The sequence below is a fragment of the Prochlorococcus sp. MIT 1318 genome (genome assembly GCF_047304505.1).
In the GTDB taxonomy this organism is placed as follows: domain Bacteria; phylum Cyanobacteriota; class Cyanobacteriia; order PCC-6307; family Cyanobiaceae; genus Prochlorococcus; species Prochlorococcus marinus_D.
This window is the reverse complement of the sequence record NZ_CP138958.1, coordinates 2,041,379-2,057,767: the sequence shown is the minus strand read 5'-3', so window position 1 is coordinate 2,057,767 and position 16,389 is coordinate 2,041,379. Positions and strand designations below refer to the sequence as shown.

General features: G+C 46.5%; 14 protein-coding genes. 8 read left to right on the top strand and 6 right to left on the bottom strand.

Annotated features, from left to right (window positions below; all coding sequences use genetic code 11):
* Positions 1–25: 25 nt before the first annotated feature.
* Entirely contained in the window at positions 26–1,081 is a 1,056-nt protein-coding gene (gene trpD, locus SIB66_RS10375; protein WP_063403933.1) for an anthranilate phosphoribosyltransferase, read from the bottom strand.
* Positions 1,082–1,581: 500 nt separating this feature from the next.
* Here trpD and SIB66_RS10370 point away from each other — a divergent pair, with 500 nt between their 5' ends.
* Positions 1,582–3,333, top strand: coding sequence for an ABC transporter ATP-binding protein (locus tag SIB66_RS10370; protein WP_063406785.1), 1,752 nt, complete (start codon positions 1,582–1,584; stop codon positions 3,331–3,333).
* A gap of 385 nt (positions 3,334–3,718) precedes the next feature.
* Here the strand turns inward: SIB66_RS10370 and SIB66_RS10365 are convergent, their stop codons facing one another.
* Complete coding sequence (locus SIB66_RS10365) at positions 3,719–4,696, bottom strand: DUF7005 family protein (RefSeq protein WP_063421685.1); 978 nt, start codon at positions 4,694–4,696, stop codon at positions 3,719–3,721.
* 442 nt (positions 4,697–5,138) lie between these two features.
* Between SIB66_RS10365 and SIB66_RS10360 the strand changes: the two genes are divergently transcribed.
* Positions 5,139–5,450 carry a thioredoxin family protein gene (locus tag SIB66_RS10360; protein ID WP_236070321.1) on the top strand — a complete coding sequence of 104 codons (312 nt, stop codon included), beginning with the start codon at positions 5,139–5,141 and terminating at the stop codon, positions 5,448–5,450.
* Positions 5,451–6,503: 1,053 nt separating this feature from the next.
* Here SIB66_RS10360 and SIB66_RS10355 read toward each other — a convergent pair.
* A complete protein-coding gene (locus tag SIB66_RS10355) occupies positions 6,504–7,295 on the bottom strand; it encodes an ABC transporter ATP-binding protein (RefSeq protein ID WP_063421744.1) in 792 nt (263 codons plus the stop codon).
* Positions 7,296–7,709: 414 nt separating this feature from the next.
* Between SIB66_RS10355 and SIB66_RS10350 the strand changes: the two genes are divergently transcribed.
* Positions 7,710–8,087 carry a hypothetical protein gene (locus SIB66_RS10350; RefSeq protein ID WP_063406788.1) on the top strand — a complete coding sequence of 126 codons (378 nt, stop codon included), beginning with the start codon at positions 7,710–7,712 and terminating at the stop codon, positions 8,085–8,087.
* A gap of 134 nt (positions 8,088–8,221) precedes the next feature.
* The gene (locus tag SIB66_RS10345) at positions 8,222–8,932 is read left to right on the top strand and encodes a lipase family alpha/beta hydrolase (protein WP_063406790.1); all 711 of its coding nucleotides are present in this window, start codon (positions 8,222–8,224) and stop codon (positions 8,930–8,932) included.
* A 173-nt stretch (positions 8,933–9,105) separates the two neighbouring features.
* Here SIB66_RS10345 and nadA read toward each other — a convergent pair whose 3' ends face one another.
* The gene (gene nadA / locus SIB66_RS10340; protein WP_413410351.1) at positions 9,106–10,098 is read right to left on the bottom strand and encodes a quinolinate synthase; all 993 of its coding nucleotides are present in this window, start codon (positions 10,096–10,098) and stop codon (positions 9,106–9,108) included.
* 112 nt (positions 10,099–10,210) lie between these two features.
* On the opposite strand from nadA, the gene SIB66_RS10335 reads away from it, so the two are divergent.
* The 3 genes from SIB66_RS10335 (at position 10,211) to SIB66_RS10325 (ending at position 13,159) form a co-directional block, all read left to right on the top strand.
* Entirely contained in the window at positions 10,211–11,008 is a 798-nt protein-coding gene (locus SIB66_RS10335) for a TIGR04168 family protein (protein WP_063406792.1), read from the top strand.
* The gene (locus tag SIB66_RS10330) at positions 11,002–12,078 is read left to right on the top strand and encodes a hypothetical protein (protein ID WP_063406794.1); all 1,077 of its coding nucleotides are present in this window, start codon (positions 11,002–11,004) and stop codon (positions 12,076–12,078) included. The genes SIB66_RS10335 and SIB66_RS10330 overlap by 7 nt, the downstream gene beginning before the upstream one ends.
* Before the next feature lie 280 nt (positions 12,079–12,358).
* On the top strand, positions 12,359–13,159 hold the full coding sequence (locus tag SIB66_RS10325; RefSeq protein WP_063406796.1) for a glycoside hydrolase family 104 protein: 801 nt from the start codon (positions 12,359–12,361) through the stop codon (positions 13,157–13,159).
* Positions 13,160–13,171: 12 nt separating this feature from the next.
* Here SIB66_RS10325 and SIB66_RS10320 read toward each other — a convergent pair whose 3' ends face one another.
* Positions 13,172–13,981 carry a TPM domain-containing protein gene (locus tag SIB66_RS10320; protein ID WP_063406798.1) on the bottom strand — a complete coding sequence of 270 codons (810 nt, stop codon included), beginning with the start codon at positions 13,979–13,981 and terminating at the stop codon, positions 13,172–13,174.
* A gap of 31 nt (positions 13,982–14,012) precedes the next feature.
* Between SIB66_RS10320 and SIB66_RS10315 the strand changes: the two genes are divergently transcribed.
* The gene (locus tag SIB66_RS10315) at positions 14,013–15,230 is read left to right on the top strand and encodes a class I SAM-dependent methyltransferase (protein WP_063406800.1); all 1,218 of its coding nucleotides are present in this window, start codon (positions 14,013–14,015) and stop codon (positions 15,228–15,230) included.
* On the opposite strand, the gene aroB is transcribed toward SIB66_RS10315, so the two are convergent.
* Positions 15,223–16,341, bottom strand: coding sequence for a 3-dehydroquinate synthase (gene aroB, locus SIB66_RS10310; protein WP_063406802.1), 1,119 nt, complete (start codon positions 16,339–16,341; stop codon positions 15,223–15,225). The genes SIB66_RS10315 and aroB overlap by 8 nt on opposite strands.
* Positions 16,342–16,389: the final 48 nt, after the last annotated feature.

Here is a 16,389-nt window from a genome sequence, read left to right as displayed (position 1 = left end):
GAAGGATCCCGAAGTCATCGCAGTCTCATTCTCCAATTTGATGATCAAGTGCCATGCGGAGCCCTTCTAACCTTTGCCAGGGGAGGCCTTCCTGCAGGCAAGTCTTTGCAGTAGAAACACCTGCTCGTAAATCATCTTGTAGGCCAGCAGCCCAGAGCACTAGTGCTGTGTTCAATGCCACTACATCCCGTTGAGGGGCGGTGCCACCTCCCTGAAGTACAGCGGAAAGAATCGCTTGATTTGTTGCCAAATCACCACCCTGGAGAGCCTGCAAAGGAGCTCTAGTAAGCCCGAGTTCTGCCGAATCGATCGATGCTTGTCGCAAGTGACCATTCTCAAGCAAACGCATTGCATTGGCTCCCTCCAACGACGCTTCATCAAGGCCTCCAGCGCCATGGACAACAACGGCCCGCTGCAAGCCAAGCCGTTGCAATGCTTCCGCCATTGGATTGAGCAGCTCAGCCTTAGCTACCCCGAGAACCTGGGCATTTGGTTGCAAAGGATTCACCAGTGGACCCAGAAGATTGAAGACGGTGCGCACTCCAAGGCTGCGCCGCAACGGGGCCAAGTTGACCAAAGCGGGGTGCCAGGCTGGGGCAAATAAAAATGTGACGCCTACCTCAACCAGGGCCTCCACCACGGAGACAAGAGGGGCCTTGAGCTGTAGACCCAGGCCCTCAAGAACATCTGCTGAACCGACTTTGCCACTTGCACTGCGATTGCCATGCTTAGCCACATTCGCCCCGCAGGCGGCAGCAGTAAACGCCACTGCGGTTGAGATGTTGAAGGTGTCTGCACCGTCGCCACCTGTTCCACAAGTGTCGACCATAGGGATGTCTGGCAATGGGCACGGCAAGGGACAAGCACCTCGCAACACCTGGGCCATGCCTGATAACTCATTTCCTGTTACCCCCTTGGCTCGCAAAGCCGCTAGAAACGCACCGGTCTGCACAGGGGTTAGTTGTTCCGCCAACCAAGCCTCCATCAAGGCAGTTGCTTCCACCTCCGGAAGGTTTTGTCCCTCGAGCAACATCTCGAGGATTTGCGACCAAGAGGAAGAGGCAGTAGCTGAAGTAGGCATCGGAGCAGAAAAAAACCCGGGTGCAAAGCACTCCGGGCTGGGTGATGGGGACAACACCACTATCCCCTAAAACTTTGCTACTGGCGAGAATTTCTACAAGAGAACAGCAAGAAAGACCTCTGATCCATTCAAACGGCGCTATTGAAGCTGGATAGGAACGACTTTCTGATTGCTGCAACTAGCGCCAAGGCCAAAGGTCTCAGGCATTTAGCGTTGCGTCATTCAATCCCAAAAACTTAAGGATCTTGAGACCCTCACACTAAAAATCTTGCACCCCTGAAGGACGATGAATCGAATCAACAATCAGGGCATAGAGACCAGATTGACATCCGGAGCTCGTTCGTTAGTGAGCAGCAACGTTACTTAATCGCCAGCATTCACCTGGATTGGATGGTTCTAATACTGATTAGCTAAGGATCTGTGATCGCAATGTTTCAAGAATCCCTCTAGGCTCGCTCATCAAACTGGCTGCATAGGTTGAACCATGTAGCGATACCTGCATGGCAGCATTTCGCCTCGATCTCATTGGTCGTTATCTAAAGCCCCATCGCCGCACTGTGCTGATGGGTGCAATGGCCCTCGTGGTGGTGAACATTGTCAGCGTCATCATCCCCCTAGAGGTGAGGCGCATCATTGATGATCTCCAAGAAGGCTTTGCCATCACTGACGTGATGCGTCAGGCCAGCTGGATTGTGATTCTCGCCAGCATCATGGGCATCGTGCGTTTGGTGTCTAGGCAACTGGTTTTCGGTGTCGGTCGCCAAGTGGAGGTGGACCTGCGCCAGCGCATCTTTGACCACATGCTTAGGCAGGAACCAGGCTGGGTGCAGGAGACCGGTAGTGGTGAAGTCATCAGCCGCGCAACCAGCGATGTTGAAAACATTCGTCGTCTACTTGGCTTCGCGATTCTTAGCCTTACCAACACTGTGTTGGCTTACTGCTTCACTCTTCCCGCGATGCTGGCCATCGACCCAGGCTTAACCCTGGCCGCGATCTCTCTCTATCCAGTAATGCTTGGCACTGTGCGCCTGTTTGGGGGGCGAATGATGCGGCAACAAAAACGCCAGCAGGAAGCTCTATCAAGTCTCAGCGAACTGATCCAGGAGGATCTCTCAGGCATAAGTGCCATCAAGATCTATGGCCAGGAGCAACCTGAACAGGATGCCTTTGCTGAGCGAAACAACACCTATAAAGATAGTGCTATTCGCCTGGCACGAACTCGCAGCACCCTCTTCCCCTTGCTGGGTGGAATCTCCTCGGTTTCACTGCTCCTACTTTTGGCACTTGGCAGCGGTCAACTGGAAGAAGGCACCCTCAGCATCGGCGGATTGGTGGCCTTGATCCTTTTTGTAGAGCGCTTAGTTTTTCCTACTGCACTACTTGGTTTCACCCTCAACACGTTCCAGACCGGACAGGTGAGCTTGGAGCGTGTGGAAGAGCTTCTGCAGCGTATCCCGATGATTCGCAACTCAACCACACCATTAAGCCTGGAGACCCCGCTCAAAGGTCGAATCGAAGCACGTGAACTGCGGATTCGTTACGACAAAAGTAAGACCGACTCGCTTTCGGGACTGAGCTTTGTGATCAATCCAGGTGAACTCGTCGCCGTGGTGGGGCCAGTGGGATGTGGGAAAACGACCCTGGCAAGAGCTCTAGGAAGGATGGTGGAAGTTCCAAGGGGGCAACTTTTCATTGACAACCATGATGTCAATGATTTGCTGCTCGAGGATCTGCGCAGCAATGTGGCACTTGTTCCGCAAGAGGGCTATCTCTTCACCAGCAGCCTCGCCGACAACCTTCGTTACGGCGATCCTCAGGCCTCTATGGAGCGAGTTGAAACATCTGCGAGGCAGGCCCGACTGATGGATGACATCAGGGGCTTCCCGGATGGATTGGAAACGCTTGTAGGCGAAAGAGGCATCACTCTCAGTGGCGGGCAGCGTCAACGAACTGCTCTTGGCAGAGCACTTCTAGTGGAGGCTCCTGTTGTGGTTCTTGATGACGCTCTAGCCAGTGTGGACAACAAAACAGCTGCGTCAATCCTGAGTTCGATTCGTGCCCAACAGAATCAGACAATCCTGATGATTAGCCATCAGCTTTCTGCGGCCGCTGCCTGCGATCGAATTCTTGTGATCGAACAAGGACGGCTGGTCCAACAAGGCCATCACACTGACTTACTTGCTGTCCAGGGACCATACCGCAGCCTTTGGGAACGGGAGCAAGCTAGTGATCAAATGGAAGCCGTTGCCTAAGCAAATAAAAGTTATTGTCAATGAAATGAGTGAATTACAATTAAACCACTATCATTTTTTGTAAGAACATGCTAGAATTTAAGCAATAATAGTCTACCTTGTATTGCATTTAAATTTCTTTTGTTAGTATTGATATTGATGGCTAACTTTCTTTGATTTGCCTCTCCCCTCCTTTTTTTACTATTGCTACCAGGCCTGTTTAATCCTGGCCAGGTAATATATAGTTCAATTTCTGCTTACATAGTTTTACCTTGTTGCTAACTGTTTAGTTTAATTTGGCTCAATACATACGCCAGTGACAAATATTTTTGTAAACAATTTATACAATAGAGTCTTCTTTTGTGTCAAAGATAATTTATAAATCTGTTTCAAGCTCGACTTGTTTTTACGGGTTCTTATTGGCCGTGAATGGTTGATCAAGCTTCTGTTTTGTCAGATAGTTTAGTAGAGCCATTCGCTCATCTGGTATTATTCCAGCTTCTAATAATTGCTCTAATTCATGTGCACGTTTCAGTACATACTGACAAGCTAATTTACTAGCATTCTCATTCAATCCTTTTAGATATGTATGAACTCGTCCAGTTGTGGTTGTTGAAGCATCATTATTTAGCCCTAGCCCTTGTCTAAACAAGTCGGCAGAAAACACATTTAGCGCCCTAAGCATGCCTAGGGCATCTGCTACTAGTTCATCAAATAGGTTTAATCTCATTTCGCCAGCTAATTGTTGGGTGGCGAGATGGGTTAGCTCATGTTCAAGTCGCCAATGTTGAGAGATTTCAAGCCATGCTTTTGTTGTCGGTTTCCCTGGGATAACACTTATAGGCAGTGAGCTATATGGAGAGCGATGTAAGATAATCAACTGACATCGTTCCTTAATATTTATATTTTGGATTAACCCCCAGTGAATTAAACCAGCAACAGCTTGGGCATGAACAGAAGATTGGATATGTGTTTGTTCACAGCGGTATGCTAAGCAACGTACCACATTCAAAAAATCATCCTGATCATTTATCTCTATTACAGGGTATGTTCCGCAGGGGTGGTCGACTAATCGAACTGAAAAACCTTGTAGATCCTTAAGCTTCAGAATGTTATCATTTTCATCATTATTCATTGCTTTACCTCGTAGTACTAATTGTTTGTATCTCTCGGATTTACTCGCTCCATTATGAGGATTAATCCATAGCTGTGGTAGATAGTAACGCAAACTCTCGAAATATCCTTCGCAAGCTGTATCTTTTAGCCATTTTTGCCACCATTCTATTCCTGGTTGATTTGCTAGTGGAAGGCTTGGCCATTGTTTAGCAGATGCAATGAAGGGCCTACAGTACTCTTCAAGTGATATGTTTGAGTGCACACTCATTTCTTATTAGGGAATTAGCATTTTCGTATTATTATCATAAAACAAAGATTTAAATTAGTCTATAGAACAAATCTACAGATAATTTACCCGCCCCCCCAAAGAAATTAAGCAAGTTTTTAGCCTAAAATTCTTACTATTACTATAGTTTGCTTTAGTCGAGCATTAGAGTTTTAATTGGCCTCGTAAATATTTCCTTGTGACCAATTGCATTGGTATTCAAATGAGCTATTTGTACGCATAGCTTGTATTCATGAATTAGATTGAGTAATAGAATTTATTTATTCTAAAAAATTATGATCACCATATCAATGAACTAGCAACACTTGACTTTCACTCATTAGGTTTTAATCTATCGCTAAAAAATACTCCTTTTCAGCTTTCGGTTTAGAATATATATGACATGCTAATATATTAGGTACATTGACATGATCACACTACCTCCATGGGAACAATCACTGTTTTTAAGTTCAGCTCAGAGGATTGTGGCACCTGTCACCGCATGAGTCATTACGATGAAGCCGTCAGTAAGGAACTTGGCTATGGCTTTGTCAATGTTATGCTTCAGGATACAGATACTTATCGTCGTTACCGGCGGTTGTTGCTTGCCCAATACCCAAATAAAGTTGGCATGGGTTGGCCTACTTATTTGCTAGTTAGTGATCCAGAGGGTGAATTCACTATTCATGGTGAACTTAAAGGAGGCATGCCAAAGGGAGATTTTCGTAAACGATTGGACTCAATAGAAATCCACTAATGCTTTTTATACCTAGATAGTTTTTGTACCTTTTATCTTTATATACAAATTATCACTTTCGATATATTTGTCCTTTGTTTTATTTAAACGGATCACTTATCCAAAAATACTTGAGCTTACAACTCTCAGTTCCACAGGTATGTCAACCTAATTGATTGCATCTAATCCTACACTTCAGCGTGTCTGTTATTAACTAAATTGCATTAATCCGACCGTCTGCACTCTTAATTGGTATCTAGATATTTATCACTATAATGAATTGCATTGTTTGCTTATTATCAATCACCAAATGAATCCAGGGTGATCATTTGATATGACATGCATTATTAATATGCAATAACTCACCAGTTGCTTTTTACTTAGAATATCAAGATTAGTCTATTCTTTAAAGTTTCTCTTTGGCCAAAAATATTCAGGTTATCGTCAGAGTCTCTACCTATTGTATATTCTATCTATAATTTTATTTATCCAAATGAGTCTACGTTTCTTTTTATTCATTAAAATATTCTTGTCAAACGTATTTGTGGATTTTGGCGCTTTTGTTAATACTTCTTTTTAGGCAACGTTCATTTGTATGTTGTAGCGATGACTTTTGCGTATCTCGCTATACTAAAATTATAATTTCCTTCCTATTGTTAAGTCCCTCTCAACTTTAGATATGTTCTTGTTCTCACTCCACAGACTTCATGAGCTCTAAATCCTGTAGTTCTTGTGGTGGCTTTATGTTTAGGGCCGACCGTTCGCTTGCCGGTCGTTTGGTTTGTATGACCTGTGGAACTCCATTGGGGTCAAAGACTAGAAGCAGACAAATTCATCTATCAAGAAGCACACCATTAAGTTCAGCATTTCGATTACGCTGGCAGACAATCCTAATAATCTTTATCCTAAGTTTATTGATTATATTAATCATGGCTTGATTTTTTTAAATACTATACTGATTAGTCAGAAGAGACCTTATTGGTTATTTAAAATCTAACGATACTGCTTTCCTATTGTGCTAACAATAGCTTAATGCTATGAATACACTTTTCTGACTATACATATTGTTTGTAACTACCCTGGAATGACTTGATAATATCCATTAGCAAAGATAATTTCAAGTGGTGTTTCATAGAGTTTTCCTAGTGGTTCTGATTGTAGTAGATCGTTAGTTGCTCCATCGCGAATGATTGCTCCTTTCTTTAGGAATATGATTCGTTCGATTTCTTTTACTATATCTTCTACACGATTTGTTATTAGAATGATCGTGGTTTTGCCTTTACATAACATACGAATGTATTTTAGTAACTGGTGTCGTGCTTTTAGATCCAGTCCATTTGTGGGTTCATCTAATATTAAAATTTCTGGTTCATTTATCATTGCCCTTGCGATTAATAGTCGCCTCCTTTCTCCATCTGATAATTCACCGAATGATCTTGCATCAATGTCTCCAAGTCCAAGCTCTGAAATAAGGTTCTGTACTTTTTTGATCTCTTTTTTGTTCGGGCTATGGTTACGGTTAATTCCTATTGAGCCATAAAGTCCAGATAACACAACATCCTTCGCACTAATATAATTTGGTGTTCGTACCTCCAGGTCAGTGGAAACAACCCCTATACGTGAACGAAGCTGATTTAATTTAATTGTTTGATTACTGAAGATTTTTAGCGTAGAGCCCTTCTTTACGATGGGATATATATTTCGAGTAATTAATTTTACCAGTGCTGTTTTACCAGATCCATTTGGCCCTAGGATTGCCGTGTTTTCTCCTTGCTTCAATTTTAAGGAGAGGTTTTTAAAAACTTGGGTAGTGCCAAGCCAGGCCTCTACTTCCTTAATGTCAAGCCATGGGTTTTCGTCTTTCATTAGCTTAAGAGCAAAATTTCTATAATTCTCTTGCCCCTTCATTTTCTTCTTTTTTTCTTTTCAGTCAAGCAACTGTGGTCTTAGTTGGTTCTATGCAATAATAATCTTTGACTTCCACCTCTAGCTATCACCACATAGTTATATAAGCCATTCTCTTAATAGTCTTAAGATTTATATGGTAAGCCTTTTTATTTGCCTTTTACTCTCTCTTACGCATCATTTTTCATATTATAAACTTTTCACTTCATTCCAGAAGGTATGAAGCTCTTATCCGAAAGCCATATGTCTTCTATCCATGAAGCTTTACCTGCTTATCCATGCGATAATATCCTAAGGATACCTTTCTATTTAATTTAATTTGTATTTGAATAAGCTATTCTTTCCACATAGAATGTTCGAAAATAAAGTCAACTAATGAAACAAACTGTTTTCTATCGCCTCATTACTCTGATCACATTCTTCCTTTCTTGTTATTCATGGTGGCTTCTTTATAATCAACAGTCTTTATGGTGGATCTTGCTAGGGTTAATGTTGCTTATTACAATACTTACTTTTGTTTATGGTTTAAAGTCTGTTCGTAGGATTCTAGCCGTTCCTGGCCTTAGTCTCCCAATATCAGATTTCCTACTCACGGCTTCTGCCATTGGATATTTTGCTTCAGCTTTGGTTGGATTTATGATTGTAATTTTCCAACTCCCATTTCAGGATAAAAGCTTTATGATCTTCCCCCTAATTATCGCTATTTTAATATTTGGAGGTGCAACCCTTGGCCTTTACCACGATCAAATTTGATTGCCTTTGATCTTTTTATTCCTATTTCTAAGTTTACTTATACTCTGCTGTCCTCATCTGTTTAAATATTCTATCCAGTTTGCTATTGTGATCTTATCTCAAGCATCACTCCCTCTGCGACTTAAGTTTACTCCATGCAAACTGTTGATCCCAATCAACCTGTTTTAATCCTAGGCGGTTTCTTGATCACAGATGAGGCCTATGCCTCTTTGGCTAGCTGGATTCAGAATAATCAAGGTTCGATTGTAAAGGTCGTACCTTCTTCTAAATATGATTGGCTGCTCACTTCATGGGCCATTGGTTGGCGCAGACTGCTTGATCGAGTGGATGCAATCGTTCAAGACCTTCAGTCTCGATCCCATACAGGAAAGGTGACACTTATAGGTCATAGTTCCGGTGGTGTAATGCTTCGCCTTTATCTCGGAGAACATCCCTTTTCTGGTCGTGTTTATAGTGGATATAAATCTTGCAATCGACTCATAACACTAGGTAGTCCGCATCAAGCTGTTCGTGCCAGCCCTCTGCGGTCCCAGGTTAATACTCTCTATCCAGCTTGTTTTTATGCTGATCATGTAGATTATTTTTCTACTGCTGCTCGATTATCACTCGATAGTCCAAACGCCAGCCAGTTTGCCAGGTATACCGCAGCTAACTCCTATCGCAGCATCTCAGATGATCCTCTATTAGAGGGAGACGGCTTAGTCCCTGTCAGCTCCGCACTTCTTCCTCAATCTCGAAATCTTGTTCTCAATGACACAGCCCACGGAGGCCTCTTTGGCGCTACTTGGTATGGCTCAATAGAGCGAATAGAACAATGGTGGCCTTCCGCTATGGGATATGCCTAAGGCATAAAGGTATTAGTTTCCGTACTATTTTGCTGACTACTTGAACAGCTAAACTTATTGTCTCCTTTTATTTCGCAGTATTGGCTAATTTTTTCCATACTATCTTAAAAAGAACAAGAATTATTTCTGAATGTCCCTCTTGTTGTGTTGATCCTCAGCTTCACCGTGAACAATTAATGTTCACTAGATTCCTGTGTTTCTTTCATGCTTAGCATGCGTTGAATAGGAATAAAAGCCTTTTGACGTATCCCCTCTTCGATTTCTATTGATGGCTTCATTGTGCTTAAGCAGCTCCATAGTTTTTCTAATGTATTCAATCGCATATATGGGCATTCATTGCAACTGCATCCGTCAATACCTGGAACATCCATAAATTCTTTCTTTGGGTTCCTCAATTTCATCTGGTGTAGGATTCCTGGCTCTGTTAGTACGATAAACTTTGTGCATGAGCTTATCTCGGTAAATTCAAGTAATTTGCTCGTTGAGCCAATATAATCCGCCAACTCTAGTAAATTTTCTAGGCACTCCGGATGGGCTATTACCTTTGCTTCGGGGTGCATGATTTTTAATTTTAGTAGAGCTTCTTCGCTGAATGTTTCATGCACCATGCAGCGTCCAGGCCAGATCGTCAGTTTTCTTCCGCTCTGCTTTTGAACCCATCTGCCCAAGTTTTGATCTGGAGCAAAAAGGATTGGTTGATCCTTCGGTAATTGATTTACAAGTGCTACAGCGTTGCTACTTGTACATATCAGATCGCTTTGGGCCTTAACAGCAGCTGTGCAGTTGATATAGCTCACCACAATGTGATCTGGGTGCTTGTTTCTGAATGCAGCAAACTCATCGGCTGGGCAGTCATCAGCAAGGGAGCACCCCGCTTCGAGATCTGGTAGCAATACAATCTTTTCCGGGCTGAGAATCTTTGCTGTTTCAGCCATGAAGTGCACCCCGCAGAACACGATTACATCAGCATTTGTGCTAGCAGCTCTACGTGATAGTTCCAGGGAGTCCCCAATGAAATCGGCGATGTCTTGGATCTCTGGATCCTGGTAGTAGTGAGCCAGGATCACGGCATTGAGTTTTTTACGTAGCTCAGCAATGGCACCCTTTAATTCTTTCCTAGTTGATGGCACTGGAGAGACCGTCTTGGCGGTGCAAACAGCGGTCATTCGGACCATCTAGGGCAGTATGGCCATAGCCTAGACATTTGCCACGTCACACCAGAGCCTCGCCATCGTTGGAGACCTCCATGGTGTTTGGACACCTGATGATCAGTACTTACTGACTGAACTTCAGCCAGATGCTGTGTTGTTTGTAGGTGATCTCAGCGATGGTGATCTCAAGTTGGTCAAATCAATACAACAGCTTGCTCTGCCGACAGCTGTCATTCTTGGTAATCATGACCACGGACGTGATCACAGCGGCGCAGTCCTCAGACGTCAATTGACCTTATTGGGCGACCGTCATTGCGGTTGGAGTTTGCGCCAATGGCAGTTTCCACCGATTGCTGTCGTTGGGGCCCGCCCTTGTAGTGCTGGTGGTGGCTTTCACCTTGCCAAAGCCGTTCAGGCGGTTTTTGGCCCGATGTCGGTGAGTGAATCTGCTGACCGGATTGAGGCCGCTGCAAAGCAGGCACCATCCCAATGGCCCTTAGTGATATTGGCTCATTCCGGTCCGACGGGCCTCGGCTCCGATGCTCAGAGCCCTTGTGGTCGCGATTGGAAAGTTCCCGCTCTCGATTGGGGCGATCAGGATCTTGCGATGGCCCTTGATCGGATCCGTAAGGATCGTTTGCCAGATCTGGTTGTCTTTGGCCACATGCATCATGAACTCAAACGCGGAACAGGTTTGCGGCAATCATGTGTTCAGGATCGCTTTGGCACTGTCTTTCTCAATGCTGCTTGTGTACCGCGGCGTGGAAGTGATTCCTCTGGTCGTCAGTTGTGTCACTTGTCCTGGGTCGAGTTCCTTGATCGACAGCTAAGCCAGGTGAGCCACCGTTGGTTTCTTCCAGATTCATCCTTGGCCTATGAACAGATTCTTTTTGAAAGAGCAACACCATTGGTGACACAGTGCTGATTTACCTCTGCGTGAGCAGCCATGGCTATGGCCATGCAGCACGCCAGGCAGCTGTTCTTATAGAACTGCATCGTCTTCAGCCGCAATGGCGATTCGTAGTGAGTACGGATGTGGACTTCCAATTCCTCAACCTTGCGCTGCAAGGTGTCCCATTCGAACACCGCAAACTGCGCTGGGATGTGGGCATGGTTCAGGCGAATGCCTTAGCCATTGACCAAATGGCCACTCTCAAGGCTTTGCAGGAACTTGAACAACACATTCCTGCCCAAATTGCGGCTGAGGTCTCTTGGATCCAGTCTCAAGAGATGTCGGTGCTTGTACTTGCTGACATTCCACCTGCTGCTGCTGAGTTAGCTGATCAGCTTGGTGTTCCTTTGGTATGGATGGGCAACTTTGGTTGGGATGAGATCTACGCCCCTCTAGGAGATTCTTTTCTTACCCATGCTGAAGCTGCGTCAGCTGAATACTCACGTGGGAAGAAGTTGTTACGTTGCCCATTCTCACTTGCAATGGACTGGGGGCTACCTGAACAGAGCCTGGGCATAACTGCGTCTTCACCTCTTTCACTACCGCTAGCACTCCAGCAGAAACTTGAATCTTTTCAAGGTCCAATCGTGATGGTGGGGTTTGGCGGGCTGGGCTTGGCACTCGACTCAGAGTTGTTCCAACGCTGGCCTGATCACCTCTTTTTAATGCCCAAACCACGATCTGTTCACACTTGTCTGAGCATGCAATCACCTGACAATGTTTTGTATCTACCCAGGTCAATTCGAGTTGTCGATGCTCTTCCTTACTGCTCTAGGCACCTTGGGAAGCCTGGTTACAGCAGTTTCTGTGAAGCCATCAGCTTGGGTGTCGGTCTTCATGTGGTTCTTCGAGAAGGCTTTGCAGAGTCGGTGGCACTGATCAACGGCTTGCAAAGCCATGCAGCCCATCGGCTGCTTGAGCGCGACTCCCTCGAGCTTGGAGAATGGGAGTTAGATCAACCCTTGATACCAGCTTCTCAGCAACCGCTGGCTGTCGATGGATCCGTGGCGGCAGCAAGTGCTGTAGTTGAACTGGTCGCTTAATCAGAATTACTAATAAAAAAGCTTAGATCGTTGAATATGCACAACGCTGATTCTTCAACTTGGATTTCAGTGATCTTTGGGCCCAACTGAACCATTGCCGCATGTGGACGGTCTCAGTACCGGCATACGAGGGCTGTTTCTTTGGGCTTGCTTCGTCAAAGTCAACGCGATTGTTAAATTATTTGGTTTAATAATCACCCTTGGATGATCAGCACCTCCCATTCGCTTCTGGGATTTGCTCGAACCTTTTCTCTCCACTCCATGGGTTCTTGTTCTCTGAATGCAACGAATGATCGCTCCCGCATCGACTGTCTATCGTCTTCTCTCAGCAGTCGCAGCTGGTTTTCTCCCTTTCTCCATAGCAGCTGGAGCAGCGCAAGCAACTGCAACTGGAGCAGCGCAAACAATCAATATCCCTCTCCCTCCCCCTATTTCAATTCCCTCTCTTGAGCTAACAGCACGTTCCCAGTCGCTAAGTAATCCAGAACAGGTTCCCTCAGCGGCATTGCCTTATGTGATCACCCCGGAGCGTCGGGCCCTTCTCAACACCATTCGCTTTGCCGAAGGTACTTGGAAGAATGGGCATGACCTTGGTTATCGAGTGATGTTTGGTGGAGGTCTCATGGCCTCATTAGATCGTCATCCCAATCGAGTCATTTACTCCTCTCGATATGCAAGTGCTGCTGCAGGGGCTTATCAATTCATGCCTTTTACCTGGGACATGGTGACCCGCAGTCTTGGTTTGCGTGGTTTTGGTCCAGAAGTTCAGGATCAGGGAGCGCTCTTTCTTGTTCAACGTCGCAAGGCTTTAGGTCTTACCGATTCAGGGTTTATGACCCCTCTATTAGCAGCAAAACTTGCGCCTGAATGGGCTTCATTCCCCACTCTGAGCGGGAGGAGTTACTACGGCCAGCCTGTGAAACGCTTTTCCAGCTTGCTTGGTTTCTACAAGTTCAACTTGGCGCAGCTCAGGTCGATCAGGGATCAGCGCCGTCAAGATCTTGCTGCACCTGGTAATGACGCAGCTAGGAGACCTGTCTGCAAACCCCCCACAATTCTTTGCAGCATTCAAAGTCGCTGATATCAATTGAAGCTAAGGCTCTGACTCTCGATTTTGCCTACCCCCCAATGTTGCTTGAGCAATAACGTATGCCGCTACAGCTCCTCCCAAAAAGCCCAGCCCGTTGCGAAGGAGTGGCAGAAGATCGCTAGTTCGCGATACGACAGGGGCAATCCCGAAGATTCCAAACAACATGATCCATAGCGGGGAAGCGAGCAATAACCAAGGCCAAGCGATCAGTTCACCTTCTTTCCTGGGGTAGGAAGCAAAGCCAGCAACCAAACCACCAAGTAGCGATGTGGTGAATGTCAACAACCATTGCTCCAATGGCAGCCCAGGTACAAATTGACAACCACCTCGATCCAAACAGGTTTCTACGGCATTGAGTGAATCGAGGATTGCGATGTCCTCGCCATGATCCTTCACGTAAAACTGGTTTCCATAGCGGGTTTGCAGCTCTACCCAGTAGGTACGAGGCATCAGTGCATATAACGCATCACCAACGTTGAAGTTGAGCAGATTTCCACCGCGTGGGTCGGCGACAATCAGCAAACTACGTTCATCAAGCCCCCAGTACTCTCGAACTGCAAGCCCAGGAGTTCGTTCGTACTGGGTCAGTACACGTAATTTCCAGCCTGTTCTCGTTTCATAGTCGTCTAGTGATTTTTCCAGGTTGGTGAGTTGCTTTTCGCTGAAGACCTTCGCCAGATCAACCACTGGTGTTTGCTGCTGGGGAAGGAGTTCAGGATTGTCGTAGGCGTAAACCGATCCTGCGCAACAAAGCAAGCAAAATAACCATGCCAACAGGCTTTTCAAGATTTTTCGCCTCTGATGTGCTCCCATGGGCCTGTCTCAGTGACAGGCATTCTCTCGAATGGATCTCTGCTCTGTGCCTTGCCCAGCTTGGTTGGTCAACCGAATAGTTCAGGCTGGAGGGAGCATCAGCTTCCATCAATACATGGACTGGGCCTTGCATGACCAAGTCTATGGGGCCTATGCCTCCGGTCAGCTGCGTATTGGTCGTCAGGGTGATTTCGCGACTTCTCCTTCCTTAGGAGCTGACTTTGCCCAACTTTTGGCCATACAACTGGTTGATTGGTTCCAGCAACTTCAGCAGCGCGTTGATAAGGGAAGGTCTTTATCGTTGATAGAGGTGGGTCCTGGTGAAGGCGATTTAAGTGCTGATCTGATCTCAGCCCTGGAGGATCTGTGCCCAGCGCTGATACCAAGGCTGGAGCTGGTTTTGGTGGAGAGCAATAAGGCCATGGCCTTACGACAACGAGAGCGACTTAAATCTGTCACCAGTGTGCCGATTCACTGGCGAAGTCTTAATGAGTTGGCTCAAGCTCCCGCTATCGGCGTGATGCTTGCTCATGAAATGTTGGATGCTCTGCCGGTGGAGCGGTTGGTGTGGCGCGATCAACGTCTATGGCGGCAGGGTGTTTGTCTTGAGAACGTCGATTCGGTTGCTCATCTTCGCTTCACTGAGCTTTCTCTTACAGACGCTTTGAATTCAGCTTTAACTGAGGCCCGAATGTGTTTGGGCATTCAGATCCCTCCTCCTGATGCTGCTGATGGTTGGTGCAGTGAATGGCATGGTGAACTGAAATCGTGGTTGAGTCAGGCAGCCTCTGCTCTGCTTTGCGGCCCCTTACTTGTCATCGACTATGCCCTCGAGGCCCGTCGTTATTACAGCGTGATGAGACCCTGCGGAACTCTGATGGCTTATCGCCAGCAGAGAGCTAGTGGTGCATTGCTTCAAGATCCCGGTCGGTGGGATCTCACTGCACATCTTTGTCTCGAAACTCTTCAACACCAGGCCGAACAGCAGGGTTGGACCTTTCTCGGTGAGTCTCGACAGGGGCAAGCACTCTTGGCACTTGGCTTGGCAGAGAGGCTTCATGCTCTCCAAAGTCTTCCTACCAGTCAGCTCTCTGCTGCCCTCAATAGAAGGGAAGCACTGTTGCGTCTTGTTGATCCAGTCGGCTTGGGAGAGTTTCGTTGGTTGGCTTTTGAGTTGAGGCCCAAAGCATCTCTTGATGCTGAGGTCGGTGAACTTCGCTGCCGGTTCCTAGAGGACCCAGTTAGCTGAGCTCTGATAGGCATTTTCGGATTTCTTCTCTGCTTACGTCATTTTTGATTTCGACGTTGCCAATGCCGGTGGGAATCACAAAGCGAAGCTTTCCATCTTTGACCTTCTTATCCCCTTGCAGGGTATACAGCACCTCCTCTGGATCTAGCTTGGGCCAAGCAATCGGCAGCCCTGCCTTTGCGATAAGCGACTTTTGCCTGTTGGCATCATCCCTGCTCCAGCTCTGTCGCAACACCGCCAGCTCCCCAACCGCCACCATGCCGATGGCGACAGCTTCACCATGCAGCCAGGTTCCATAGCCACAGAGGGTTTCCACTACATGCCCGAAGGTGTGCCCGTAGTTAAGGATGGCGCGCAGCCCACCCTCTCGTTCATCTGAGCTCACCACTCTCGACTTCGCGAGTGCTGAACGTTCGAGAATTTTCTCCAGAAGGTCTTGATGGAGTTGTGATGGTGTGTCTAGTTCTTGAATACCTTCTAGGAGTTGAAAAAGTGCTGAATCACCGATCACCCCGTATTTGATCACTTCGGCCATCCCTGCACGGAATTCACGTTCTGGCAATGTTTTCAGAGTTGAGGGATCGATTAATACAAGCCTTGGTTGGTGAAATGCTCCGATCAGATTTTTCCCGCCAGGGTGATTGACGCCTGTCTTGCCACCAATCGCGGCATCCACCATTGCCAGAAGGGTTGTAGGAAGTTGCACCACCGAGATACCTCTTAGCCAAGTAGCTGCTGCAAATCCAGTCATGTCGCCCACGACCCCTCCGCCAAGAGCAACCATCAAGGATCCTCTTTCTAGCTTTGCTTCATAGGCTGCATCGTGAATTAACGCCACGCTCACTGGCGTCTTTTGATCCTCTCCGGCCTCGATCACCAGCAGAGTGGGCCTGAAACCGCTCTCCTTAAGGCTTTGGAGGCAAAGATCACCATATAGCTCAGCAACATCAGCATTGCTTACAACCAATACCTTGATTCCCTCTTTCAGCCCAGCACGGCGAAGCTCCTTACCAACACCCCGCAAGCCTTCACCCCCAATGACCACCTCGTAGGGCTGGTGGCTCAGTGCTACTGGGATGCGTTGGGCGTCGATATTCACGAAAGCGGACATGAAAGAGCAAGTCTGCTGATCTCAGTTTGCCGGGTGGCATCAAACGCT